The organism is Cutibacterium sp. LaCa_286 (assembly GCF_057198075.1).
The window spans coordinates 1,055,435-1,082,203 of sequence record NZ_CP191091.1 but is presented as its reverse complement, the minus strand read 5'-3'; the positions used below and the strand labels follow the sequence as shown (position 1 = coordinate 1,082,203).

At 62.9% G+C, this 26,769-nt stretch carries 17 protein-coding genes and 2 pseudogenes; 10 read left to right on the top strand and 9 right to left on the bottom strand.

The features are described from left to right. Positions 1-176: 176 nt before the first annotated feature. The 6 genes from ACP8JZ_RS04645 to glgX form a co-directional block, all read right to left on the bottom strand. On the bottom strand, positions 177-2,282 hold the full coding sequence (locus tag ACP8JZ_RS04645; protein ID WP_306516943.1) for a glucose PTS transporter subunit IIA: 2,106 nt from the start codon (positions 2,280-2,282) through the stop codon (positions 177-179). A gap of 167 nt (positions 2,283-2,449) precedes the next feature. Beyond that, positions 2,450-4,363, bottom strand: coding sequence for a 1,4-alpha-glucan branching protein GlgB (gene glgB / locus ACP8JZ_RS04640; protein WP_306516944.1), 1,914 nt, complete (start codon positions 4,361-4,363; stop codon positions 2,450-2,452). A gap of 133 nt (positions 4,364-4,496) precedes the next feature. Next, positions 4,497-5,837: a phosphotransferase gene (locus tag ACP8JZ_RS04635; RefSeq protein WP_306516945.1), complete on the bottom strand. Its 1,341-nt coding sequence runs from the start codon at positions 5,835-5,837 to the stop codon at positions 4,497-4,499. Continuing rightward, positions 5,837-7,540, bottom strand: a complete 1,704-nt coding sequence (gene treS / locus ACP8JZ_RS04630) for a maltose alpha-D-glucosyltransferase (RefSeq protein WP_323458499.1) — start codon at positions 7,538-7,540, stop codon at positions 5,837-5,839. The genes ACP8JZ_RS04635 and treS overlap by 1 nt, the downstream gene beginning before the upstream one ends. 299 nt (positions 7,541-7,839) lie before the next feature. After that, positions 7,840-10,014 carry an alpha-1,4-glucan--maltose-1-phosphate maltosyltransferase gene (locus tag ACP8JZ_RS04625; protein ID WP_484482765.1) on the bottom strand — a complete coding sequence of 725 codons (2,175 nt, stop codon included), beginning with the start codon at positions 10,012-10,014 and terminating at the stop codon, positions 7,840-7,842. 80 nt (positions 10,015-10,094) lie between these two features. Next, positions 10,095-12,341: a glycogen debranching protein GlgX gene (glgX, locus tag ACP8JZ_RS04620; RefSeq protein WP_484482764.1), complete on the bottom strand. Its 2,247-nt coding sequence runs from the start codon at positions 12,339-12,341 to the stop codon at positions 10,095-10,097. A gap of 162 nt (positions 12,342-12,503) precedes the next feature. On the opposite strand from glgX, the gene ACP8JZ_RS04615 reads away from it, so the two are divergent. The 3 genes and pseudogenes from ACP8JZ_RS04615 (at position 12,504) to ACP8JZ_RS04605 (ending at position 15,936) form a co-directional block, all read left to right on the top strand. After that, the gene (locus ACP8JZ_RS04615) at positions 12,504-13,652 is read left to right on the top strand and encodes a cysteine desulfurase family protein (protein WP_484482763.1); all 1,149 of its coding nucleotides are present in this window, start codon (positions 12,504-12,506) and stop codon (positions 13,650-13,652) included. Between the two features lie 72 nt (positions 13,653-13,724). Further along, positions 13,725-14,819: pseudogene (gene mnmA, locus ACP8JZ_RS04610) on the top strand (tRNA 2-thiouridine(34) synthase MnmA); the annotation flags it as partial. A 154-nt stretch (positions 14,820-14,973) separates the two neighbouring features. Then, complete coding sequence (locus ACP8JZ_RS04605; protein ID WP_306517940.1) at positions 14,974-15,936, top strand: uroporphyrinogen decarboxylase/cobalamine-independent methonine synthase family protein; 963 nt, start codon at positions 14,974-14,976, stop codon at positions 15,934-15,936. 423 nt (positions 15,937-16,359) lie between these two features. Here ACP8JZ_RS04605 and ACP8JZ_RS04600 read toward each other — a convergent pair whose 3' ends face one another. Both ACP8JZ_RS04600 and ACP8JZ_RS04595 read right to left on the bottom strand, forming a co-directional pair. After that, complete coding sequence (locus ACP8JZ_RS04600) at positions 16,360-16,824, bottom strand: hypothetical protein (RefSeq protein ID WP_484482800.1); 465 nt, start codon at positions 16,822-16,824, stop codon at positions 16,360-16,362. Positions 16,825-16,878: 54 nt separating this feature from the next. Further along, entirely contained in the window at positions 16,879-17,490 is a 612-nt protein-coding gene (locus ACP8JZ_RS04595; RefSeq protein WP_484482799.1) for an ACT domain-containing protein, read from the bottom strand. A 158-nt stretch (positions 17,491-17,648) separates the two neighbouring features. Here ACP8JZ_RS04595 and gatC point away from each other — a divergent pair, with 158 nt between their 5' ends. The 4 genes and pseudogenes from gatC to ACP8JZ_RS04575 form a co-directional block, all read left to right on the top strand. Further along, on the top strand, positions 17,649-17,987 hold the full coding sequence (gene gatC / locus ACP8JZ_RS04590; protein ID WP_051139393.1) for an Asp-tRNA(Asn)/Glu-tRNA(Gln) amidotransferase subunit GatC: 339 nt from the start codon (positions 17,649-17,651) through the stop codon (positions 17,985-17,987). Next, complete coding sequence (gene gatA / locus ACP8JZ_RS04585; RefSeq protein WP_306517950.1) at positions 17,984-19,489, top strand: Asp-tRNA(Asn)/Glu-tRNA(Gln) amidotransferase subunit GatA; 1,506 nt, start codon at positions 17,984-17,986, stop codon at positions 19,487-19,489. Before gatC ends, gatA begins: the two co-directional genes overlap by 4 nt. Continuing rightward, positions 19,486-20,991, top strand: a complete 1,506-nt coding sequence (gatB, locus tag ACP8JZ_RS04580; protein WP_306517948.1) for an Asp-tRNA(Asn)/Glu-tRNA(Gln) amidotransferase subunit GatB — start codon at positions 19,486-19,488, stop codon at positions 20,989-20,991. Before gatA ends, gatB begins: the two co-directional genes overlap by 4 nt. 399 nt (positions 20,992-21,390) lie before the next feature. After that, positions 21,391-21,600: pseudogene (locus tag ACP8JZ_RS04575) on the top strand (ACT domain-containing protein); the annotation flags it as partial. A gap of 119 nt (positions 21,601-21,719) precedes the next feature. Here ACP8JZ_RS04575 and ACP8JZ_RS04570 read toward each other — a convergent pair. After that, the gene (locus tag ACP8JZ_RS04570) at positions 21,720-22,364 is read right to left on the bottom strand and encodes a TIGR03085 family metal-binding protein (protein ID WP_306517019.1); all 645 of its coding nucleotides are present in this window, start codon (positions 22,362-22,364) and stop codon (positions 21,720-21,722) included. Positions 22,365-22,544: 180 nt separating this feature from the next. On the opposite strand from ACP8JZ_RS04570, the gene hisI reads away from it, so the two are divergent. From hisI to ACP8JZ_RS04555, 3 genes are all read left to right on the top strand, one after another. Continuing rightward, positions 22,545-22,949, top strand: a complete 405-nt coding sequence (gene hisI, locus ACP8JZ_RS04565; protein ID WP_306517068.1) for a phosphoribosyl-AMP cyclohydrolase — start codon at positions 22,545-22,547, stop codon at positions 22,947-22,949. A gap of 441 nt (positions 22,950-23,390) precedes the next feature. Next, positions 23,391-24,266, top strand: a complete 876-nt coding sequence (gene lgt, locus ACP8JZ_RS04560; RefSeq protein WP_306517020.1) for a prolipoprotein diacylglyceryl transferase — start codon at positions 23,391-23,393, stop codon at positions 24,264-24,266. A gap of 761 nt (positions 24,267-25,027) precedes the next feature. Continuing rightward, on the top strand, positions 25,028-26,011 hold the full coding sequence (locus ACP8JZ_RS04555) for a hypothetical protein (protein WP_277100904.1): 984 nt from the start codon (positions 25,028-25,030) through the stop codon (positions 26,009-26,011). The last annotated feature ends 758 nt before the right edge of the window (positions 26,012-26,769 follow it).

Below are 26,769 nucleotides of genomic sequence, written 5' to 3'. Positions count from 1 at the left end.
CTTCCCATTCGAGCTGAGGAGGCGGGGTGGACGAGTCTGCCCATCCACCCCGCCGTACGTGTGACACCGATGGGCCCATGAGAACCCCTGCGCTCTTGAGAACTGATGGGTTCTCGCTGATCGAGGTTGCCCCTGCTGGGCCTGTTCCGGGACTCTGTCTCCAGGCCCAGCTTCGATCACCTCGTGACAGTGATCACCTGGGACTCGGTCGTCACCGTGTCGGCCGGATGCCCCTCCACCGTGGTGAAGGCGAATCCATTGGTCACCAGCACTGGGGTGATGTTGGAGTAACCAGCCTCCTTGATGATCTGGGGATCGAAGGTGACCAGCGGTTGTCCGGCGCGGAACGCCTCACCAGCCTTCACGTGCACGTCGAAGCCCTTGCCGTCCAGCTCGACGGTGTCGATGCCGATGTGGATGAGCAGTTCCACGCCGTTGTCCAGTTTCAGTCCCAGGGCATGGCCCGAGTCGGGAGCGGTGAGCACCGTGCCCGTGGCTGGGGCGACGACCGTCGTCGACGTCGGATCGATGGCAATGCCCTGACCGACCACACCGGTGGAGAAGACCGGGTCGGGGACCTCCTCGATCGGTAGTGCCCGACCGGCCACGGGAGAGGTGATCTGGATCAGTGCCTGGTCCGCGCCAGAACTGGTGGGCTCGGTGCCCCCATGACCCATCGGTACGTCAGCAGGAGTGGCGGTGCCAGGTGTCGTCTGGTCGGCAGACGACACGGCAGCAGAGGTCTCGACATCGGAAACCTCGCCAGTCCCAGTGCTGGTACCGACACTGACGGGGGTGGCTGCTGCCGGGATCGTCACCCCGGCCGTGCCGTCCTCGCTCACCGTCTGGGGATCCTGGTAACCACGGAGGAAGACCAGCAGACCCGAGATGACGAAGGAGGCGGCAATGGCAACACAGTACAGACCGATCTTGTCGAAGGCCGGAATCGTCAGCAGGGAGGTGAAGATGAATGCCTGGGTGTGCAGCCCGCCACCAATGCCGATGATGACGCCGCCCACGAGACAGCCGACCAACATGGACGGGTAGATCCGCTTGTACCGCAGGTGGATACCGTACAGACTCGGTTCCGAGATGCCACCGAGCAGGCCAGCCGCCAGGGCACCGACGGCCGTCTGGCGCATCGTCTCCTCATGATTCCTGACCGACAGGGCCAGCACCCCGGCCGTTGCCCCGAAGCAGGCGAAGTTCCATGCCCCCATCGGCCCCTGGATGTAGTCGTAACCCAAGGTCTGGATGTTGAGCAGCATGACGGCGTTGAGTGGCCAGTGCAGGCCCAACGGCACCATGAATGGGTAGGCCAGCGGAATGATGATGGCGAAGATGAGTGGGTTGAAGGTGTTGACGGCAGCCAGCCCCTTGGCCAGGTAGGCACCCAGATAGACGCCGATCGGGCCGATGAGGAAGGCCGTCAACGGGATCATGACGAGCAGTGACAGGAAGGGCACGAAGATGAGCTGCACGCTCTGCGGAATGAGTTTCCTCAACCCCTTGTAGAGCGGGCCGAGCACCGCAGCCATGAGCAGGGGTGGGAAGACGGTCGATCCGTAGTTGAAGATCGTCAGCGGAAGCCCGAAGACCTCGACGATCTTCACCGGGGTGCCAGCCACCGAGGCCGAGTGGGCCACAGACTCCAGACCAGTGAATCCGGGCAGCATGACGAAGGCCATGATCGCGAATCCGAGCCAAGGATCCACGTCGAGCTTCTTCGACGCGTTGTAGGCCACCATGAGCGGCAGGAAGTAGAACACCGTCTGCCACATGAGGTTGACGAACTGCCAGCTCGGGGGCAGGGTGACGCGCGAGTCGGCCCAGTTCCCGATGACCCCGGTGGTCGCCATGAGCGACATGAAGGTGATGATGAGCGAGGCACCCAGCAGGGCACCGATGATGGGACGGAACGAGTCGGAGAGGAACTCGAAGAAGGTGTCCAGCCACGAGAACCTGCCACGTGGCCCCTGGGAACGGGCAGCGGCCTTGACGTCGTCATTGCTGCGCGACGCACCCGAGTCGAGAGCCGCCATGTCCGGCAGGGCCATGATCTCCTTGTAGACGCTGTCGACTGCTCCACCGATGACGACCTGGAACCGGTCCCCGCTCTGGGGCACGGCTCCCGCGACTCCGGGAATCCTCTCGACCGCATCCTTGCTGGCCCTGGATCCGTCGATAAGTTGGAACCGCAATCTCGTGGCACAGTGTGTGAGGCTGCGAACGTTGCTCGCCCCACCCACTGCCTCGATGATCGCGGCAGGTGTTGAAGACATGTGATGACGCTTTCTGTCCGATCGTGTTTGAAATTGTGCGACTCATCATACGACATCGCCCACACCACGGACACCTGTGCCACTTTCCGCTGAAAACCTGGTCGCAGACAACGACTTGCCCACGACCAGGTCACACCGCAACCGTGCCACCACACTGCGGTGAGAGGTCAGTACTGCTGCGTGTCCTCCGGTGTGAAGCGCAACCAGACCGATCCCAACGGCGGTACGCACACCGTGGCCCGAGCCGGCCAGGAGTCATTGTCGGCACAGGGATGTGCCACCACACGACCAAGATTGCCGAACTGTCCGGTACCGTCGTATTCCGCGGCATCCGAATTGAAGATCTCCTGCCACACACCTGTGCGGGGCAGCCCGATGGAGTACTGGGTCTGCGGGTTGGGGGAGAAGTTCGTGAGACAGGCGATGGTCTCCCCATCCTCGGAGCGCCGCAGCCAGGAGAAGACGTTCCCCCCGGCGTCATTGGCGTTGATCCAGGTGAAGCCACGCGGATCCGAATCCATCTGCCACAGCGCCGGATGCTCCCGGTAGATGTGGTTGAGATCACGGAACATCCGTTTGAGACCGCCATGACCCCACAGATCGGCGACGAACCATTCCAGGCTCGTCGACTCGTCGAACTCGTGACGCTGACCGAACTCGCAACCCATGAAGATGAGCTGTTTGCCGGGGAAGGACCACATGTAGGAGTAGTAGGCGCGCAGTGAGGCGAACTGACGCCAGTCGTCACCATCGACCTTGTTGATCATGGAGCCCTTGCCGTGCACGACCTCGTCGTGACTGATCGGCAGGATGAAGTTCTCCGAGTACTGGTAGACCATCGCGAAGGTCATCTCGTTGTGATGGTACTGGCGATGGAACGGGTCGAGCTCAAGGTAGCGCAACGAGTCGTTCATCCACCCCATGTTCCACTTGAACCCGAAGCCCAGGCCGCCCTCGTCGACCGGTTTGGTGACGCCGGGGAAACTCGTGGACTCCTCGGCGATCATGGTGATTCCGGGGAAACGTTGGTAGAGATGGCTGTTGACGTAGCGCAGGAAGTCGATGGCCTCCAGGTTCTCCCGACCACCGTACTTGTTGGGCACCCACTGGCCCTCCGCACGGGAGTAGTCCAGGTAGAGCATCGAGGCCACGGCGTCGACGCGCAGGCCATCGACGTGGAACTCGTCGATCCAGTACAGGGCGTTGGAGACGAGGAACGACTTCACCTCGTTGCGACCATAGTTGAAGATGTAGGTGCCCCAGTCCAGGTGCTCGCCCTGACGTGGATCGGCATGCTCGTACAGGGCCGTGCCGTCGAAACGTCCCAGTGCCCAGTCGTCCTTGGGGAAATGGCCGGGCACCCAGTCCATGATGACGCCGATGCCCGCCTGGTGCAGCTTGTCGATGAGCAAACGCAGGTCGTCGGGGGTGCCGTAGCGGCTGGTGGGGGAGAAGTAGCCGGTCACCTGGTATCCCCATGACGGGGCGAAGGGGTGCTCGGCCAGTGGCATGAACTCCACATGGGTGTAGCCCTGCCACACGAGGTACGAGACGAGCTCGTCGGCCAGGTCACGGTAGGTGAGCCCGGCACGCCAGCCACCCAGATGCAGCTCGTAGATGCTCATGGGCTCCTGGTGAACGGCGGAACGTTCTCGCCGGGCAATCCACTGCGCGTCGTTCCAGGTGTGGTGACTGGCGGTGACGATGGAGGCATTGCCAGGAGCCTGCTCGCTGAATCGGGCCATGGGGTCGACCTTCTCGTGCCAGTTGCCCCACTGGTCCTGGATGCGGAACTTGTAGAGGGTTCCCTCACCAATTCCCTCGACGAAGGTGCCCCAGACCCCCGATCCGGGGATGAGCTGCATGGGGTCACCGGTCCACCAGTTGAAGTCGGCGATGATCTCCACGGCCTGGGCGTTGGGTGCCCACACGGCGAACCTGGTGCCAGTGATCGCACCCCGCTCGTCGTCATCGATGGTGACGACGTGGGAACCCAGGCGTTTCCAGCACTCGGTGTCTCCACCGGAGTGAAAACCCTGCAAGTCTGTTCCGGTGAGGCCACCGAAGGGGTCGTGCGCCATCTCGTCTCCTAGATGTGTGGTCGCCAGATGTGTGGATCGTTGTTGCCAATCTACCGGGTGGGTCACCGAAAAGGCTGGTCAATTCCCGGATTGGTCGTGTACCGGCTGGCGCTGGTCCACGTGCCGATCCTGGTCAGCCGATGAGCTCATGCAGCGCCGTCAAGGGCACATCGATCCATTCGGGACGATTGAGTTTCTCGTACACCGTCTCGTATATCGCCTTGTCCGCCTCATAGGCAGCAAGGATGTTGCGCTCCTGATCGGTTGCGGCGCCATATCCGTCCAGGAAAGCGGCTCGTGCGCATCGGTACCACTGCTGGGACTCGGTGCTGTGCGGGTCGGGGGTCGCGCTGGTGGCGTAGGAGAGGGAGCGCACCATCCCGGCGACGTCCTTCCAGCGAGAATCCGGTTGTCGGCGTTCCCGTGCCGTCTTGAGCGGCTCACCCTCGAAGTCGATGATGCGCCAGCCGTCGTCGGTGAGCAGGGTCTGTCCCAGGTGGAAGTCGCCGTGCACCGGTTGCACCGGAACGGACATTGCCCGCAGTGGATCGAAGATCTGCACCAGTGCCGGCTGCAGGTCGGTGAGATCGGGTACCCGATGACAAGCCCGGTGGAGCCGAGCCGACATGGCGTCGGCAATGCGAGTTCCCGAAACGGTGGTCGGCGTACTGAGATCGGCCAGGGCACGGTGGATGGCGGCAAGGCCTGCTCCGATCAGACGGGCGTCGTCACCTGCATCGTCCAGACCACGGGCCCTGTCACAGAAGTACTGCCAGCCGTCACGGGGATGGGGAAGTCGCTCGACGACCATGGCGAGATCGGTGGTGAGGGCCAAGGTGATGTCGGACGGGCAGGTCGTGGGGTGCTCGGCCGATGCGACGTGGTGTCCGGGTACGCCCACCGTGGCGTGCATCGCGGCATGCACGGTGGCGACCGAGGTGACACCCGCCTCGTTGAGGCCACGGTGTCGGACGATGTCCAGGTTCTCCCCGGGCTCCAGACGGCGGAACAGTTTGATGATGAGGGTGTCGTCGAGTTCTATCGACGTGTTCGACTGCTCCCCGCCGAAGCGCCGTGCGGTGCGCACCCTCGACCCGTCCACCGGACGATAGGTGTCGATGCTCCAGTGCCCTTCAGCACCACGTGCTGTGGGATCGACGGCACCAGAGAGGATGGCCCGCGCCCAGGCCAGTAGGGCATCTGGGTCATTCGTCGCATCTCGCCACGCACCTTCGGAATCGACGAGCAGGACGTCCTCGTCGTCTTTGCTGGCCGCGCTGAGCAGGAGTTGGTAGTACTCATCCGGCCCCTCGGGGTAGCCCACGGTTGCGATGACGTGACGCACCGATGGTTCGGTGATGACCGGTGACAGAGCAGTGAGGGCGAGCAGCCGGCCGCCGCGTCCCTTGCCGGAGAACCATCGCGCGGCACTCATGTGTGCCCACAGGTGGTCGGCCGCTGGGTGGTGCGTCATCAATGGTCCTCCTCGTGGTGCAACAGGATCCAGGCAAAACCCCATCCCGCCAAGTCGTACTCCACCGTGCCAGCGGGATCCAAGGGGCCGAAGGGCTCGTCGCGCAGCATGTTGACCACCCGACGCCCACCGAACTGCGGCAGGACGCCGACGTACCTGCGCTCGTCCGGGCTGAGGTTCGCAAGACACAGGATGGTGCTCGCCCGGTCCCGGCGCAGGAAGGCGAGGATGGCCTCGTCGTCGCCACCCAGATCGATGAACTCACCGGTGCCGAACACCGGGTATCGACGTCGCACTGCGAGCATGGAGCGCAACCAGACCAGTTGGGAGGAGGGATCCTCCATCTGACGCTCGACATTGACACGTGCTGGACGGTAACCGAACTGGTCGATGACGGGCAGGTGGAATTTCTCCGGCGGAGCGTCCGAGAACCCTGCCGAGGGCGAATTGTCCCACTGCATCGGGGTGCGTACACCGTCCCTATCCGGTAGCCAGGGGTCGTCGCCCATACCGATCTCGTCGCCGTAGTAGAGCACCGGGGAGCCCGGCAGGGTGAGCAGCATGGCATGGAGCAGACGGATCTGGTCCTGATCGTTGCCCACCAGGGTTGCCAGTCGGCGGCGTATGCCGAGATTGCATCGCATGCGATCTTCCGGGGCGTACTGATCCCACAGGTATTCCCGCTCCTGCGCCGTGACCATCTCCAGGGTGAGTTCGTCGTGATTGCGCAGGAAGGTGCCCCACTGGCAGCCATCCGGGATCTGCGGGGTTCGGGCAAGGATGTCTGAGATGCTCATCCGAGAGTGCTGTCTGAGGGCCATGAAGAGGCGTGGCATCACCGGGAAGTGGAAGGCCATCTGGCACTCGTCACCGGCCCCGAAGTACTCGACGACGTCGTCGGGCCATTGATTGGCCTCGCAGAGCAGAATACGTCCCGGATATTCCCGGTCGACCATGGCCCGCAGATCCTTGAGGATCTCATGGGTTCCGGAAAGGTTCTCACAATTCGTCCCATCCTCCTCGACGAGGTAGGGCACCGCGTCGAGTCGGAATCCGTCAATCCCCATGTCCATCCAGAACCGCACTGCATTGAACATCTCGTCAATGACGCGTGGTTCGTCGAAATTGAGATCGGGTTGGTGGTGGAAGAACCGGTGCCAATAGTACTGCCCCCGTTCCTCGTCCCATTTCCAGTTGGACTTCTCGGTGTCGAGAAAGATGATGCGGGCGTCCGAGTACTTCTCATCGGTGTCGGACCACACGTAGAAATTTCCGAATGGGCCATCCGGGTCACTGCGGGAGGCCTGGAACCACGGGTGGGAGTCCGAGGTGTGGTTCATGACGAAGTCGATGATGACGCGCAGACCACGGTCATGGGCAGCATCGAGGAATGTCTTGAAGTCCTCGATCGTTCCCAGTTCCTCGCGAATCCATCGGTAATCACTGATGTCGTACCCACCATCGCGCAGTGGGGAGTCGTAGAACGGCGGGAGCCACAGGCAGTCCACGCCGAGCCACTGCAGGTAGTCCAGTTTGGACTCCAGCCCCTTGAAGTCGCCAATGCCGTCGCCATTGGAGTCCTTGAAGGAACGCACCAGCACCTCGTAGAAGACGGCAGTGCGGAACCACTGGGTGTCGGTGCGGTCCAGGGAGCCGGTGGGGCGGACGTCATCCAGCGCCCCGGCCAGCTCCTCGGCTGACATGTCGAGGACGTGCTCGTCCTTCGCAGGATCGTGTCGGTTCGGACGTGGAGCCTCACGTTGGTCGAGGTGGGGATCGTCGGAACGTGTGGGATTGGAAACGGTGTGCGACTCAGGGACAGCGTGCAACGGGATGCCTTGATGGTAGCAGGTTCGGGGTTCAGGTTCAGGGAGTTCAGATTCAGGGGACTCGGGTGCGGGAGTTGAGGCGGAGCTCAGTCGCAAGGATCAGGGTGGATCGGGTGTGCTGGGCGGGGGACGGAGTCGACTGACGGGAACCGGAGGATCGGACAGATCCACGTTCAGTGGCTGCCTCGGACGGTGAGAATGTGTGCCGGTTGAGCCGGGTACAGGTTCACCCAAGCTTGTTGGGACCAGGTGAAATCGGCTCCGGTGAGTTCATCGTGGACGTCGAACTGGGCGTCGGACCTCAGGCCAAGTGCCGCCATGTCGAGCATCACCTGGCTGCTCGCCCCCCACACCGGATCCAGGCTCACGGCAACGATGACGACGTCGGAACCGGACTTCTTGGAGAAGACCAGGATGCGATCGTCAGGGGCGTGGTGGATCGTCACGTCACGAAGCTGTTGCAGAGCGGGGTGCTCTCTGCGGATCTCGTTGAGCCGAGTGATGAGGACACTGAGATTGGGTTCACCGGAGTAGTCGCGCGGGCGGTACTCGTATTTCTCGGAGTGGTCATACTCCTCACGACCGGGCAATGGCTCGTGCTCACACAATTCGTACCCGGAGTACATCCCCCATGACGGGCTCATCGTCGCGGCCAGAATCGCGCGAATGGCGAATGCAGCAGGGTTGCCGTCCTGCAGGTAGTAGGGGTTGATGTCAGGGGTGTTGACGAAGAAATTGGGCCGATACCAGGCAGAGGTCTGCGTGGACACCTCGGTGAGGAATTCCTCCAACTCCCATTTCGCGCTGCGCCACACGAAATAGGAATATCCCTGCTGGAATCCCACCTTGGCCAAGGCCTGCATCATTTCTGGGCGGGTGAATGCCTCCGCCAGGAAGATGACCTCAGGATGACGGCGGCGCATGGTTTCCATGAGCCAGGCCCAGAAATTGATGGGTTTGGTGTGCGGGTTGTCCACCCGGAAGATCGTCACGCCGTGTGAGATCCAGAGTTCCAGGATGCGCACGCACTCGTGGTAGATGCCTTCTGGATCGTTGTCGAAATTGATGGGGTAAATGTCCTGGTACTTTTTCGGCGGATTCTCCGCATAGGCGATGGTGCCATCCACCCGGGTGGTGAACCATTCCGGGTGCTCATGCACCCAGGGATGGTCCGGGGAGGCCTGCAGGGCGAAGTCCAGGGCGACCTCGAGGCCCAGACGATGGGCATGTGCCACGAAGTGGTCGAAGTCATCGAAGGTGCCCAGATCAGGGTGGATCGAGTCATGGCCACCGTCGGCCGATCCGATGGCCCACGGAGATCCCGGATCATTCGGCCCGGCATTCAAGGTGTTGTTCGGCCCCTTGCGGAATGCCGAACCGATCGGATGGATCGGTGGCAGGTAGACGACGTCGAAACCCATGCCAGCGATCTCGTCCAAGCGTTCCTCACAATCTGCGAAGGTGCCGGAGACCCAACTGCCATCGGGATGGCGATGAGCTCCTTGGGAACGGGGGAAGAACTCGTACCACGATCCGTACAGCGCCCGACGTCGCTCGACGAGCAGGGGAGTGCGTTCCGTCGGAGTCACGAGGTCTCGGTCGGCGCACCGGGCCATGACCTCACCGAACTCCTCCCAACCGACGACGTCGGTGAGCAGGGCCTGGGCATTGCCTGCAGCCCTGAGACGACTGAGTCCCGCACCGATGATCTCGGAGTCGGTGTCATGTCCGGCATCACGGGCACGATCGAAGGCGGTTTCGGCCAGGCAAACACCCTCGGCCCGTACCAGGTCGACGTCGATGTCGGCAGCAAGCTTGGCCTGCGCGGCATGGTGCCAGGTGTGCCACAGATTCGACCATCCCTCGACATGCATGGTCCACGAACCAGTGGCGTCCGCGTGCACCCGAGCCGACCAGATGTCCAGTCCCATGGGTTCCTGCTGACACATGTCGGTACGCAGCTCACGTCCGTCCGGCGCGGTGAGTACGACGGTGGCTCCCACCGCGTCGTGGCCCTCCCGAAACACGTGCGCGGTGACCTCGAACTCCTCGTCGACGACGGCGTAGGCGGGCAGCCGACCACCTTCGACCACAGGCTGCACGTCATGGACCCCGATACGTCCGAAACCCCGCAATGGGGGCTGTCCGGGGCGATCGATGGGAGGGTCCTGGGGGTCGGGGGCGGCGTGTCGTGGCGTGCCCGTGGCGGGGGATTCCGGGATCACGGAACACTGCTGCACCGGTGTGTCCGGGGATGATTCGGGCATGTCCTCGATGCCACCGGAAACCGTGTCGCGGCCTTCATGGGTCCTGGCCGCGTCGTCATCGCGCCGATTTCGCCTCCACATGTACCCAACGGTACCGGCTCGACCCGCCTACGGCAGACTCCCGACGGCAAAATCTGCAATCGGAAGGCAGCCGCGGTTCCTCACTGCCGAGTGTCACCAGCCGGTGGCTGGCCAGTGGGGTCATCCACCAGCATCCGACCAGTACCACTGGTCCCCGGTGACTGCTCGTCGGCGGTGCCAAGACCCTGGGTCTGGGGCTCCTGGGTCGGTCGAGAGTGGTCATGAGTGCCAGCGGAGTCGTGACGGACCGTCGCACGGAATATCGTCACACTGCGTGGTGGGATGACGAACTGCGCAGCTGGGGGGAGCGGGGCGTCGATCACCTCATCGGGGCGGGCCGTGGTGAGTTCCAGCTGCCAGTTCTCCCCGAACTGACGTGCTGGCAGTCGTGCACCCAGCGGCTGATCCCCACTGTGGAACCACATGAGGAACGCCTCGTCCTCACTCGAGGAATACATGCCCAGGGTGCGACGCCCCTGGTCGTTCCACTCCTCGGTGCACATCTCCGCACCGGACTCGGAGAACCAGGCCAGGTCTGGACGCCCGGTGTCCTGGCCGTCCTCGGTGTGCACCGAGCCATGATGCCGGTACGTGTTCGGACGCAGCGCCGGATGACTGGCACGCAGTGCAACGAGTGTGGTGGTGAGTTCGGTGATGTCGGACCACTCCACGGCGTCATCCCAGTTGAGCCAGGAGATCGGTGAGTCCTGGCAGTATGCATTGTTGTTGCCGTTCTGGGTACGCCCCATCTCGTCGCCGGCGGTGATCATCGGCACCCCAGCGGCCAGGAGCATGGTGGCCATGAGATTGCGTACCTGACGGTGTCGCAGATCGACGATCGTGTCGTCGGTCGTCTCGCCCTCCCAACCGCAGTTCCACGACCTGTTGTCGTTGGAACCGTCCCGGTTTTCCTCGCCGTTGTCCTCATTGTGTTTGTCGTTGTACGACACCAGGTCGCGCACCGTGAATCCGTCATGGGCGGTGACGAAGTTCACACTGTGAGTGGGATCGGCGTAGAGGTCCTCGGAGCCGGCCAGTCGAGTGGCGAGTCCTTGCACACCACAGGTCGCCATCCGCCAGAAGTCGCGGATGTGGTCGCGGAAGTGATCGTTCCACTCGCTCCAGTGCGCACCCCATTGACCAACCTGGTACCCGTAGGGACCGATGTCCCACGGCTCGGCGATGTGCTTGACCTGGCTGAGCACCGGGTCATGGGCCAGGGCCTGTTTGAACGGATGGTTCTGATCGACGCCATGGGCAGCGTCCCGAATGAGTGTCGTGGCCAGATCGAAGCGGAAGCCGTCCACCCCCATCTGCGTCACCCAGTAGCGCAACGAGTCGAGCACCATGTCGAGCACCTCGGGCTGGGAGGTGTCCAGGGAATTGCCGCATCCAGTGACGTCGTAGTCATCACGACGGTCCTCGTTGAGTCGGTAGTAGGTGGAGTGGTCGATTCCCCGGAAGGACAAGGTGGGGCCCTCATGACCACCCTCACCGGTGTGGTTGTAGACGACGTCGAGGATGACCTCGATGCCTGCCCGGTGGAAGGCAGTGACCATGGCCTTGAACTCGTCGACCTGTTGGCCGAGACTTCCCACCGAGCAGTAGGCCGCATGGGGGGCGAAGAATCCCAAGGTGTTGTAGCCCCAGTAGTTGCGCAATCCCTTGGCCACGGAGAACGGTTCGGAGACGAAGTGGTGGACCGGCAGCAGTTCCACCGCTGTCACGCCCAGACTCACCAGGTGCTCGATCACTGCCGGATACGCCAGGCCGGCGTAGGTGCCACGCAGGTGATCTGGAACCAAGGGGTGGGTGCGGGTGTAGCCCTTGACGTGTATCTCGTAGATGACGGACTCGTCCATCGGTCGACGTCGGGCAATCGGTTCGGGAGCTGGTGAGTCCGCCACGACGATGGACAGTGGTACGCAGGCAGCCGAGTCGGTGGTGTCGGGCTCGAAATTGGACTGCGAGGTGTGATCGAGAATGGGGCCGTGGTAGTCGACACCGGCAGTGATGGCCCGCGCATAGGGGTCCAGAAGCAGTTTCGCCGGGTTGAATCGCATCCCGTCGTCGGGATTCCACGGTCCGTGCACCCGGTATCCATAGATCTGGCCAGCTCGTACACCGGGCACGTCCAGCTGCCACGCACCGTTCGTACCCCGTTCCATGTCAGTATTGGTCTGCGTACGGTCGAAGGACACGAGCACGAGCTCCACCCGTTCTGCTCGTGGTGCCCACAGTGCGAAGCGACAGCCGCCGTCATGCAGATGTGCCCCGAACATCTCGTAGGTGGGTGAGACGCTGCTCGTGGGGAGCGTGTCAGGCATGCATGGACCTTTCTGGGTTGCAGCTGCCAGTTCTTCACAGCAGGACAATGGTGACGCCTTTGCAGACTGGTCACAAATTGCCACGGCCGAGACATGGCAGGAGGAAACCCACGAATGCTAACTGACCACGGTGAAAATGCACAGTCACCGGAACGTCGAGATGTGCGCAGGCCCCGACGGACCTACCTCGACCATGCCGCGACCTCACCGCTGCGCCCCTGTGCTGCCCAAGCGATGGCAGACATCCCAGCGCTGGGCAATCCATCGGCAGTGCACGGATCTGGGCGGGCTGCTCGAGCCATGCTGGAGGACGCCCGCGAGGAGATCGCAGCCCTGCTCGGCGTGCGACCCCTGGAGATCATCCTCACCAGTGGCGGCACCGAGGCCGACGCCCTGGCGATCCTCGGTGGGCTGGCACCCCAGGGTCGGCTGTGGGCCTCCAGCGTGGAGCATCCAGCCGTGGCAGGACTGGCGGATCCCCGGCTGCTGGGCCAGCGCGTCAGCACGGTACCGGTGGACGGGCATGGGGTCGTCGATCTGGCTGGTTTCGCTGGTGGCAGAGGAATGGGGGACGGGCGGGGACCCCGGCCGGGGGATGTCGTGTCCCTCATGATGGTCAACAACGAGACCGGCGCCGTCCAACCCGTGGCCGAGATGGCACGGATGGCTCACGACGCCGGGGCGCTGGCCCACACCGATGCCGTCCAGGCCTTCGGACACATCGATGTGAACCCAGCCGAGCTCGGGGTGGACCTGATCTCGATCTCGGCGCACAAGATCGGTGGTCCCGTTGGTATCGGCGCGCTGTGGGTTCGACGTGGTGTGAACCTCGCCCCCATCACGGCTGGTGGTATGCAGCAGGCTCAGGTGCGATCCGGCACCCAGGCCGTCATGCTGGCCCGGGGATTCGCCGCCGCCGCCCGGCAGGCCGTCGAGAACCTGGACCGGGATCGAGCCCAGTGGCAGACGTGGCATGACGCCATCGTCGCAGAGGTGGGTGGGCTGCCCGGTGTTCACGTCGACGACGCCCCGCAGACCAGTCCATCGATCTGCCATCTCACCATCGACCGGGTACGTGCCACCGACCTGCTGCTCGTCCTGGACTCAGCAGGCATCGACTGCTCAGCCGGGTCAGCCTGCCAGGCCGGAGTCGCCCGGCCCAGCTCCACCATGCTCGCCATGGGGCGCAGCGTGGATGAGGCTCAGGGGGGGCTGCGCATCTCCATGGGACACACCACCACTCGCAAGGACATCGAGCAGCTGCTGGACGTCCTGCCCGGGGCGATCGAGACCGTTCGCGGGGCGCGGTAGCAGTTCTGAATGAGGTTCGTCGGCACCTAGACTTGGACGGTCGATGAACAGGAAGCCCAGGAGGAGAGACGGATGCGGGTACTCGCGGCGATGTCCGGGGGAGTGGACTCTGCTGTGGCGGCGGCACGTCTGGTGGCCCAGGGGCACGACGTCACAGGTGTGCACCTGGCCCTGTCCCGCAACCCACGTTCACAACGTGAGGGATCACGAGGCTGCTGCTCCCTGGAGGACTCCTTCGACGCACGGCGCGCAGCGGACAAGATCGGTATTCCGTTCTACGTGTGGGACTTCTCCGACCGGTTCGCCGAGGAGGTCATCGATCCATTCGTCGCCGAGTACGCGGCCGGGCGCACCCCCAATCCGTGTCTGCGCTGCAATGAGCGGATCAAATTCGCAGCCCTGCTGGAGCGTGGACTTGATCTGGGATTCGACGCGGTGGCCACCGGCCACTACGCCCGTCTGGAACGCACCGCCTCGGGCACGAGGATGTACCGGGGGATCGACGCGGGCAAGGACCAGTCCTACGTGCTCGCAGTGCTCAACCAGGAGCAACTCGCCCATTCGATGTTCCCCTTGGGCGACACCGTCAAGACCGACATCCGTGCCGAGGCTGCCGAGCTCGGACTCGCCGTGGCCGACAAGCCGGACTCCAACGACATCTGTTTCATCCCCGACGGGAACACCGCCGGATGGCTCTCGGGTGAACTCGGTGAGCGTCGGGGCGAGATCCGTGACGAATCCGGAACCGTGGTGGGCAGCCACGACGGCTATCACCACTTCACCATCGGCCAACGTCGGGGACTGCACCTCGGCGTCCCCGCCCCGGACGGCAAGCCACGGTACGTGTTGGACATCGAGCCGGTGTCCAACACCGTCGTCGTCGGTGGAGCCGAGGGGCTGTCCGTCAACCGTCTGGAGTCCATCCGTCCGGTGTGGTGCTCCGAGGAGCCTGCCGACCAATGGGACGGTGAGGTGCAGGTGAGGGCGCACGGCACCCCAGTGGCAGCGCATCTGAGGCGCACCGAGGACGGAGTGATCACCGAGCTGGCCGAACCACTGCGTGCCGTGGCACCGGGTCAGGCAGTTGTCTTCTACGACGGTGATCTCGTCATCGGTTCGGCGACGATCTGTGGTACGGATCGGGCTGGTACGACGGCTGCGCTGGCCAGACAGGACAACCGAGCCGTGCCGGACACGACCACCCCGGACGCGACTACCACGGTGCAGTCATGACGATGCATGCCCGAACCATCACCCGCACCCGACCGACGAGGAAGGTTCGATGAGAGCCACAACGATCGGGTCCCTGCCAGGCACCGACATGCGCGGTTGCCTGGCAGAGGTTGCCGAACTCTTCGATGACCTCATTGCCCTGCCAGAGTTGCCCGCGCGAGGAGCGTCGGCTGGCATGGCTGGGCGCCTGACGGCTGTGCTGTGCGGACTGGACGTGGACCTGGGGCCCGGCGGTTGGCGATTGGCGGACAGCTCCGATGCGGCACATCGTCGGGCGAGCGCCCTGCTGAGGCAGGATCTCGACGATGTCGAGGAGACGCTTGCCGACAGCCGGGCGTGCGCCAAGATAGCGTTCTGTGGCCCGGTGACGGCAATGGCCCTCCTGCACCTGCCACGCGGTGAGATCGTCCTTGCCGATCATGGTGCCGTGCGCGAGGTGGTGCAGAGCATGGCAACCGGTCTCGCCGAACTCGTCGACGAGCTGCATCGACGCATGCCACAGGTGGAGTGGACGCTCCAGCTGGACGAGCCAGCTCTGCCCGCAGTCCTGGCTGGACGGATTCCCACGCAGTCCGGACTGCACACCCTTGCGCCAGTGTCCATCCACGAGGCCCGGCGGAGCTGGCAGATCCTCACCGAGGCATTGGACGGCATCGCGGTTGCCCTGCACTGCTGTGCGCCGGGGGTGCCGCTGGAGGAGCTGGGAACCGCCATCGACCCAGTGTTCCTCGACCTCACGGCGGCACTGGCCACTGGATCGGGCACGGGCATGGACACGGTGGCCGTCCGTCTGGAGGCTGGCCGGCAGGTGGGGCTGGGCGTCATTGCCACTGACGTTCCAGACGTCGTCGTCCCGGCCGATCGCATCATCACCACAGTCGTACAGCTGACTCGGCGGTGGGGAATCGATCCTGCCCTCGTGGTGGACCATGGTCTGCTCACCCCGGCATGTGGCCTGGCCGGCTGGTCGGTGCCGGCGGCACGCGAACAGATGCGTCAGCTCACCCGGGCGGCACGTCTCGTCGACGAACAACTTGGGTACGGAAAGTAGCGTGACCATCGTGGGTTTGTTCTCCAATCTTGACCTCAACGGTGACACACCGACGCGTGTCCAACCCCAGCCTGGCTCGCTGCGCCCCACATCAGAGCCAGGACAGTCCCAGCCTGGCCAGCCGCCGGCATCTGGACAGATCCAGTCGGGGACGGCACCCCCACATACGTCTGACCCAGCGCACCTCGAATCAGGTCATCCTCAGCCCTCGCCGTGGGCCCCGCGTGGGGTGCCGTCCATCCGTCGCAAGAAGGTGCAGCGAGTGGTCGTTCCCATCGCATTCGTCCTGGTCCTCACAGCTCTGGTGGCTCAGGGATACTACTTCTTCACCGCGATGATGGGCTGAGCAGCCTGGGGCGGGACGACAGCGATCGACGATGCCCAGCAGGTCCTGCCTTGGATGAACCGGTTCGAGGACCTGCCTCAGATGAACAGGTCGATGCCCCACACCGTGGCCAGCGCCAAGGCATAACACCGCAGGAAGAAGCCGATGACCATGGTGATCATGAAGGGCACGGTGCGCATCTTCGTCGTTGCCGCGTAGATCGACGTGAGATACACCGGGGGGACACCGGTGATCGTGGAGAACATGAGGATGGCCACCCCCCACTTGGGGTGCTCCACGGCATGCGCTGCCTTGACGTTCCACCGACGCAGTTTGTCGCGCCAGGAGCCCGGTTCCACCGGTTTGGGCTCCTTGTGCCGGAACCAGCGGGAATCCTTGCCCTTGCGAATCCCCACGAAGATGACGAGCTTGCCGATGGCATGGCCAATGGCAAGACCGATCGAGATCTCCAGAGGACCGAGCAGGCCACTGGCCAAGGAACCAACGATGAAGATCTCGGAGTTGAGAACAGGTACCAGGCTGGATGCGATACCAAAGCCCAGGGAGGAGAGAACCTCGTACCAGAAACGCCAGGTGAGTCAGGTCGACACGAAGGATCAGTTCGCCAGGGCCGCCATGTGACGCAGACGGTTGACCTCCGATGCCAGGAACACCGGGCCGCCACGGCGCCCGAGCACCAGGCAGCGTCCACCGGACAGCGGGGCAAGGGCCACCACGGTGGCGCCCCATCCAGGCATCCAGGTCTCATCGAGTTCGACGCGACGCGGCTCATCCATCGCACCGAGCACGGCGATTGCCTCACTGGTGAACTCCGGGGAGAGCGCAGTCGACGTCAGCACCTCATGATTTGGTCCGAAGAGAGTGGCCCACTGGCAGTGGAACACGGTGGGTGCCGCCTCGGTGAGCAGTTCGGCGGCATGCTGCTGGTCCTCGGCCATGCGGTTGAGGGTCGCGATGTCGGACTCCAGCCCCCAGTCCTCGAGATGGCGCGACAGCCACAGGACCTTGACCCCTTCGAGCTGGTCGCAGGTGGAGACCAGGGTGTCGGGCATGGTCTCGGTGGGCAGGGAGAGGATGAAGTCGTCAATGGCGTATCCATCGCCCTTCTCGACGATCTCCACGGCAGAGATGTCCGCGTCGACCGTCCCCATCGTCGTGGCCACCTTGCCGAGGGCGCCGGGGACGTCAGGGACCTGGATACGAAGAATGAGCACGCCCCCATTGTTCTACGTCGGGAGATCTCACCCAAATACGCGCCCGCATGTGAGACACGCCCGGGGTACAGGGGCACCTGTTCCATCGACCGTGATCGGCAGTGCCGAGACAACAGCAGGACATCAACCACTAGACTCGTGCTGTACGGCACATGCCGGACACCTTCCATCAGTCCACCTCCAGGAGAATCATCGTGGCCCTGACGCCTGATGACGTCGCCCGTCTGGCTGGCCTGGCACGCATCGACCTGACCGAGGAGGAGAAGGAGGACCTGGCCCCGCAGCTGGGACTCATCCTTGACTCGGTGGCCGTCGTCTCCCAGGTCGCCTCGGCCGACGTCCCACCCAGCTCGCACGCCCTGCCGCTGTCCAACGTGTTCCGTGAGGACGTCGTGGCCCCATCCATGCCAGTCGACGATGCCCTGGCCATGGCTCCCAAGGTCGAGGACAACAGGTTCCGTGTCCCCAGGATTCTGCAGGAGGAGCAGTGAGCGATCTCATTCACAGCACGGCTGCCGAGCTCGGTACGCTCATCGCCCGCCGCGAGGTGTCGTCTGAGGAGGTGACCCGTGCCCACCTGGACCGTATCGAGCAGGTGGATGGCCCGGTCCATGCGTTCCTCGCCGTCGACGGGGGACGCGCCATCGAGTCGGCACGCAGGGTTGACGAACGCATCGCCGCAGGTGAGAAGCTTGGTCCCCTGGCTGGCGTGCCCATCGCCGTCAAGGATCTCTTCTGCTACCGGGGGATGCCGACCACCGCTGCGTCACGGATGCTGGAGAAGTGGGTCCCTCCGTACAACTCCACCGTCGTGCAACGCTGTCTGGATGCTGGCCTGGTCGTCCTCGGCAAGACGAACCTTGACGAGTTCGCCATGGGATCCTCGACGGAGACCTCGGCATTCGGCCCCACCCACAACCCGTGGGACCTGGACCGGGTACCCGGCGGCTCCGGTGGTGGGTCGGCAGCAGCCCTGGCAGCCTACGAAGCACCCCTGGCCCTGGGCACCGACACCGGAGGCTCGATCCGCCAGCCCGCTGCCGTGACCGGCACCGTCGGCGTGAAACCCACCTACGGCGGCACCTCACGCCACGGCGTCATCGCCATGGCGAGTTCCCTGGATCAGCCCGGCCCCTGTGCCCGTACCGTCCTGGACACCGCCCTGCTGCACGAGGTCATCGGCGGCCACGACCCGATGGACCAGACCTCCATCGACCAGCCGGTGCCCGCAACCACCGAGGCGGCTCGCATCGGCGACGTCCGTGGCATGAGGATCGGCGTCGTCAGGGAGCTCTCCGGTGAGGGTTACCAGCCCGGTGTCGAGGCACGGTTCACCGAGACCGTCGAGCTGCTCACCGGTCTGGGTGCCGAGGTCGTCGAGGTCTCCTGCCCGAACTTCGAGTACGCCCTGCCGGCCTACTACCTCATCCAGCCTGCTGAGGTGTCGAGCAATCTGGCCCGTTACGACGCCATGCGCTACGGGCTGCGTCTGGACGACGATGGTGACCACAGCGCCGAGCAGGTGATGCGTGCCACCCGCGGTGCCGGCTTCGGGGCAGAGGCCAAGCGGCGCATCATTCTGGGCACCTACGCCCTGTCCGCCGGATATTTCGACGCCTACTACGGTTCGGCGCAGAAGATCCGCACCCTCATCCAGCGTGACTTCGCACAGGCGTGGCGCAGTTGTGACGCCCTCGTGGCCCCGACGACCCCCACTGTCGCCTTCACACTGGGGGAGCGCACCGATGACCCGATGGCGATGTACCGTGCAGATCTGTGCACCATCCCTGCGAACATGGCCGGTATCGCGGCCGGATCGTTCCCGTGCGGTCTGGCCGATGGGTTGCCGGTGGGTCTGCAGGTCATGGCACCGGTCATGGCCGATGACCGCGTCTACCGAGTGGGTGCGGCTGTCGAACACGCCCTGGAGGAGTCGTGGGGTCATTCCCTGCTCTCCGAAGTTCCCGACCCGGCCAAGGAGGACGCACGATGACGGCCTATGCCACCGATGATCTGCTCGACTACGACGAGGCGATGGAGCGTTTCGACCCAGTCCTGGGGCTGGAGGTGCACGTCGAGTTGTCGACGGCCAGCAAGATGTTCTGCAGCTGCTCGACGAACTCCGACGCCGAGCCGAACACGAACGTCTGCCCGGTGTGTCTGGGACTTCCCGGTTCGCTGCCGGCAATCAACGGCAAGGCCGTGGAGTCGGCCATCCGCATCGGCCTCGCACTCAACTGTGAGATCGCCGAGTGGAGTCGCATGTCGCGCAAGAACTACTTCTACCCCGACATGACCAAGGACTACCAGATCTCGCAGTACGACGAGCCGATCTGTCACGACGGCTACGTCGACCTCGAGGTGGACGGGCAGACCTATCACGTCGAGGTCGAACGGGCTCACATGGAGGAGGACGCCGGCAAGTCGCTGCACGTCGGCGGCTCGGACGGGCGCATCCAGGGTGCTCAGTACTCGCTGTTGGACTACAACCGAGCCGGTGTCCCACTCATCGAGATCGTCACCAAACCGGTACGTGGCCTGGGGGCCAAGGCGCCGGAAGTGGCTCGTGCCTACATGGCCCATCTGCGCGACGTCATGCTTGCCCTGGGAGTCTCCGAGGCACGTATGGAGCGAGGCAATCTGCGCTGTGACGCCAACGTCTCACTCATGCCCAAGGGCTCTGATGTCCTGGGGACGCGAACCGAGACCAAGAACGTCAATTCGCTGCGTTCGGTCGAGGGGGCATTGCGCTACGAGATCTGCCGTCAGGCCGCCGTACTGGCTTCCGGAGGCAGCGTACGTCAGCAGACCCGCATGTGGCAGGAGAGTGGTGAGTACACCATCGCCGGTCGCGACAAGTCCGATGCCGAGGACTACCGTTACTTCCCCGAACCCGATCTGGTGCCGGTGGCACCGAGTCGGGAGTGGGTGGAGGAGCTGCGTGCCACCTTGCCCGAGCTGCCTGCCGTCAAACGAGCCCGACTCAAGGAGCAGTGGGGATTCGACGACGTGGAGATGTCGGCCATCGTCAACGCCGGCGCCCTGGACCTCATCGAGCAGACGACCGAAGCAGGCTGTGCACCGGCCCCGGCCCGCAAGTGGTGGCTCACCGAGCTGTCCCGCCGGGCCAACGAGGCCGGCGTGGAGCTGGTCGAGGTGGGCATGAGTCCGGCCCAGGTCGCTCAGCTGCAGAACCTCGTCGACGACGGGACCCTCACCGACAAGCTGGCTCGTCAGGTCATCGACGGCGTCACAGCGGGGGAGGGCGATCCACAGCAGGTCGTGGACGCCCGCGGCCTTGCCGTCGTCTCGGACGATGCCGCCCTGGGAGCTGCCGTCGATGATGCCATCGCCGCCAATCCGGACGTCGCAGAGCGTATCCGCGACGGCAAGGTGCAGGCCGCCGGGGCCCTCATCGGCCAGGTGATGAAGGCCATGAAGGGTCAGGCCGATGCCAAGCGGGTGCGTGAGCTCATCTTGGAGAAACTCTCCTGAGACCGGGCACCCTGTTGGGGCCGGTGACGGGCGAGTCCGCACCGGCCCCAACACGTGGTGTTCATGTGCGAATGCGATGTGGGTATCGGTGTTCCTGCTCTATTCACGAGCAGCAACCGAAATCATCCACCGTCAATTTTCAGGAGGGCGACGTTCACACGCAGGGGCAGGCTGTTCTCCTCGTAGTTCTCATGCGCCCACCTTGGCAGTGACGCGGCCGTGTCGAGCACAGGCCGGTGACCGCTGGACGTGTGCACGTTCCGAACAGACCCCCATCCGACCTGATCAGATACGTCACTGAACCTGGATGGATACGCGTGTTCCCAAGCCTCGTGGTCCGGTCCCGTCGCCTCACCCAGGTTCACGAATCACGAGCCAGAGAACAATGGGGGCGTGCTCATTCTTCGTATCCAGGTCCCTGACGTCCCCGGCGCCCTCGGCAAGGTGGCCACGACGATGGGGACGGTCGACGCGGACATCTCTGCCGTGGAGATCGTCGAGAAGGGCGATGGATACGCCATTGACGACTTCATCCTCTCCCTGCCCACCGAGACCATGCCCGACACCCTGGTCTCCACCTGCGACCAGCTCAAGGGAGTCAAGATTCTGTAGGCACTATCCGGGTGCGACACCACATGCAACCCAAGCTGGATTGCCGGCGATCATCCCACCTGGTGTGCCACCCTGCCCCCGTCGTCCGTGCAGGGGTTCACCGACAGCTCCAGCAGTCAGACGGAGCACTCCGTCTGGAGGAACGCCTCGACGCTCTCACGTTCCCCAAGCACGGTGACCTGGGCGACGCTCTTTCGTCCATAGCAGTGCAGCAGCACCTCGGCAGGTTCTCCGACCACGGTGACGATACGGGATCCCGGGCGCACCATGAGGGTGTGCAGATCACCGCTCTGCCCAGTCATCTCCACCCGCACACCCACTGGGCTGCGGCGCAGGAGCAGGCGGGCATGTTGCTTGACGATCCTTGCCAAATGGGTCTGGGTCTGATGCCCCAGCTCCCGGGGTGACCACCCTTCCTCAGCCCGCAATACGTCCTCGTGGTGGACGAAGAACTCCGCCCCATTGGCGACCCGGTCGAGAAGTGGGATGCGAAACGCACTCCACGGTTTGGGGCCGCGTCGGAACTGTGCCACCCGTTCATCGAAAGTCGTTGACGCTTCCAGGCGACGTGCCCGCGCAGTTGTCGTCTCGTCCAGCAGATCGACCGCCATACCTGGAATGGCCAGTGGATCGTTCTCACGCAGCAGCATGTGGGTGAGTAGGTCGTTGGTCGTCCACCCCTTGTCGAGGGTCGGGGCATCGGGCCCCAGACGATCCAGATCCCCCGCCAGCCCGGCTCGTTCACTCTGTGCCAGAGACATCGTCGTGTCCTTTCCCGGGAGCATGGGCATGCTCGCGTCACGTTTTGCCCCATTTTGCCAGCTCCAGAGGCAACAATGTGTGACATGCCTGATGATCGACTTCCCGACTCGCGTGGTAATCGTGTGTGCAACCCAAATAATCACCACAGCACCGACGCATCCTCGACCCGTGGGGACACGATTACCACAGCTCATGATGGTTCGGTCCCCACCTCGAGCCTTGCCCCCGCCATTGCTGCCCGTCTGAGGAAGAACGATGCTGGTCTCGTGCCAGCCATCGCTCAGGAGGCCAGCACTGGAGACGTCCTCATGCTCGCCTGGATGGACGAGGAGGCGCTTGCCCGCACCCTGCGTACCCGGCGTGCGACGTACTGGTCTCGCTCTCGCCAGGAGTACTGGGTCAGGGGAGAGACTTCTGGACACACCCAGCATGTTCGTGAGGTGAAACTGGATTGCGACGCAGATGCGATATTGCTCATCGTCGATCAAACCGGACCGGCCTGCCACACCGGTACGCACAGCTGCTTCGACACCGATGTGCTGCTCCACTCTGATGATCGGTCGAGCCATGTCAATGGCACTTGATCGGTCTCTCAGGATGGACTGCCCCGGGATTTCTGACAAAAGGAAGGATCCTGACAGGGGACAAGCCACAGGTGCGGATCCTGTTGAGGTGAGTGCGCCTCCATCAGTGCTGGAGGGCTAGCCCGGTGCGCTCGTCGCCATCCTTGCGACCCATGATGCGTGAAGCTGTGGGAATGCCGCATCACGAGAATTCATACATGCCGAGATCACGATAAGGTACCCCATGGGAAGTAAACGGTACATAACCAGTTTGGTCATCTGGAAGCTTGACCCAGCAGCCAGTTTGGCTTGGTACCCAGTTGGACTCAGCAGCGTTCCTGACGCATGGTCATTGTGGTGCCCACCAAGTTCGCGTCTGGCTCGGTTCCGACCTACTGGTCCTTGGCCACCAGATCCGTCCTGACAGGTTCCGTGCGACCTGCACCAGCAAGGAGAAATCTCATGACGATCCAAGGCATGACGCCCGCAGTTGCACTGAGCATTCCCAGCCCGAATTGGAGCGGTTGGAACGTTGGTCACGTCACCATCCACATGTATGCCATCTGCATCCTCGCCGGGATCATCGTGGCGTATGTGCTCGGAACGAAGCGTTATGAGGCCCGCGGTGGAAGCTCTGAGGAATTCGATCGAATCGCGACCTGGGGGATCATCTTCGGGATAGTCGGTGCAAGGGCATATCACGTCATCACCGATCATCAGCTGTACTTCGGTCCCGGACGGCAGTGGTACCGCGCGTTGTACATCTGGGAAGGGGGCCTCGGCATCTGGGGCAGCATTGCCGGCGGCGCCCTGGCCGTGTGGGTCGTCACCCGGGTGCACAAACTGAATTTCGGCATCATCGCCGACAGCCTCGCCCCAGGCATCCTTTATGCCCAGGCCATCGGACGGTTGGGGAACTGGTTCAACCAAGAACTTTTCGGCCGCCCTACCGAAGTTCCATGGGCGCTGCGCATTGACTCCTCACACCGGCCAGTCGGGTACGAGCAATTCGCAACCTTTCACCCAACTTTTCTGTATGAGCTCATCTGGAACTCCTTGGGTGCCACGGTTCTGCTACTGGTGGACCGACGTTGGAAGCTCGACCATGGACGTCTTTTCGCGCTCTACGTCGTCGTCTACACCACAGGTCGGTTCTTCGTGGAACGACTGCGCATCGACCCTGCCAATCATGTTCAGGGATGGCGGATCAACTCGTACACCTCGATCATCGTGTGGGCAGCAGGGCTCGTCGTCTTCATCGCTCTGCAGGCCAAGTACGGACGTCACGATGGCAAGGAACCCGTCGAGCATCATGAGACCGAGGTCACCAAGAACTGACATCTGAGCTGTCCCCCACCGAGGTGAGAGCTCAAAGGCCCGTCGCGTTGAGTAACGGGATCGAGGTGCTGGCAGTTTGATGAATTTTGTTCCGGCGGTGGTGGCACATCACTACCAATGACTCGATCCTCGATTCAGCTTCGCTGACTTCCTCAGCATGACCAGGTACAGATGAGCGGCCAACCATGAGACAACTTTTGCAATTCCTGACCATTCCCTTGTGTACTGGCCAGATGCAAATGTGACTCCATTGACCTGGAGATCCAGGAACCAGCTTCATCTGCCACCTGTCGGTCAGATGAGCGGACATGGCTGCCTACTTTCTCTCTGCTGCCGTCCACGCATGTGGACAGTCCTTGTGCCCATCATGGAGAAATATTCATCTTGGGTGAACACGCTCATCCAAGATGAACAGACGTCGCCAAGACCGTCAGTCACCGTTCTGCCACGTTCCTAGATCATGAATCCTCATAATGTGGTGCGGCCAATGGGTGACTGCTCATGAAGTCGTGGCATATCAACGGCGAAATGCGCCCGGCACCACCCATAATCTCCCCATCCCCTCCCGTCGTCCATGGCTGGTCTCGTACCCTCATTTCTGTGGTGATCGTGGTGGAAAACATGAGCGATGCCAGCACGGATGTTGGTAAGTGTTTTCTCTACCAAGATGTCCACAGCGACACATCTGATCCCGGCTCTGGTTTTCCACAAGCTGGCGGGCTTGTGCCGGGGTACCGGGCTTGACCACGATAACCACAGGCATGAAGAGCTTGTATGAGCACCTTGAGCATCATGGCGTGGCCCGTATTCATCGCCACAGTCCAATACGCGGCCAGGCTGACCGAGCTGTAGCCAAGGGAGATGCGATCCGCGTCTTGCCAGGTGTGGTCGCTGCCACAGTCTTGGCCAGAGATCCCAGAACCCTGATAAGGGCACTGTGGTTGTGGCATCGTGATGTCGTACTTGTGGGGAAAGCCGCCTTGTTGATGTTGGGGATGACGTCACCCCAATCTGGAAGATCACTCGATTTCACTGGCATCTCTCAAGTTGAAGCCTTCTCATGTACCCGTCGACTGGTACGGCCCGGAATACACGTGCACCGCTGGCACGTCCCATGGAGGTTCATCACTGAACGCGACCAGATCCGTATCGCCACCGCAGAAGTCTCGGTACTGATACTTGCGATCGAAGGAGAATGGGAGTGGGTGTGTCACGCTTTACGCCTCCGCCTGGTGACACCGGATTCCTGCAAGGCTGCTCGGCGTAGCCTCACTGGTCGGTACTCACAACTACAGGTGGACAAGGCCCTTGCGGACATTGCTTTGGCTGCTTGGTCCATCCCTGAACTCGAGATGGCCCGGATATTGCGAGCAACTGGGGTTACGGGTCACAAGCCCAACCACAAAGTTCACGTGGGAGATCGCTTCTATTATCTCGACCAGGCCTTCGAGTCAGAGAAAATTTCGCTGGAAATCGATGGACGTTGTGTCCACGGCACGGCCGAGGGCTACGAATCAACCATGATGCGTTCAGCCAATCTTGACCGGCATGGTTGGAAGGTACTCCACGTCACGCCCACCATGCTTCGTCGCTGTCCACGTTTCGTCCTAGACTGGTTGACCTCCTACCTTCACGCTCGGCACAAGCCCAAACGCCAATACAGTGACCACGTACTTCGACGCATCATGAACGGTCACATCGAACCTGAGAAATCAGAGATACCCAAGAAGCCTCAGAGTAGCTAGTAAATTCAGAGATCGATCGTCGCTTCCTTCCTCGTTGCATCACGACAGCCAACCCCCACAGTGCCCGTGGTAATCCGGTTGCCGATCAACCCATCTGCTGTGACACGTGGCTCTCCGCCAGCTGGCAACAAAATATCCACAGCTGAGAGACGAAGAAGGTATCACGTCATGAGAAGCACCAGTTTCAAGGCACGAGCAGTACGGGGGTGAAGATGATCGTTGTTGGGAGCGCACACCAGTCATGCCAGAAGATCTGATGACACACACGGATTGAAACCACTGGTCAGTAGATCGAGATCCCGCATCACTCACAATTGTGAGCAGTAATTCCAGTGCATTCGCATCAGCGTTAGTCATCGCCTCGCATCAGATGCAGCTTCCCACATCCTCATTGCCCAGCTTGTGGCAATCATGCGTGCATTGGCATCTGCAACCATGCATGGGGGCAAGCAATTAGATTGCAAACCCAATTACCACAGCGGCGGTAGGGAATGGAAGCAGGGAGGATGGTTACGAGGAAGATGGCTCGCCCAGTGGGTGAGCAGCTCGCAAGGAAGCACTGTGGCGGCCAGTGCGGACCGCGACGTGACGGTGAAGACCACTGATGGTGGTGGCCAATACGCGCAGAAGCGAGATGACCAGTGCGACCCTAATCGAAGAGACTGGGCCCCTGAAGCGATGGTTCAGGGGAGTGGGCGTAGCCGGGAAACCTGCCCCACAGAAGTGAGGCACCTGAGCATGGCCCCGATCCCTGACCC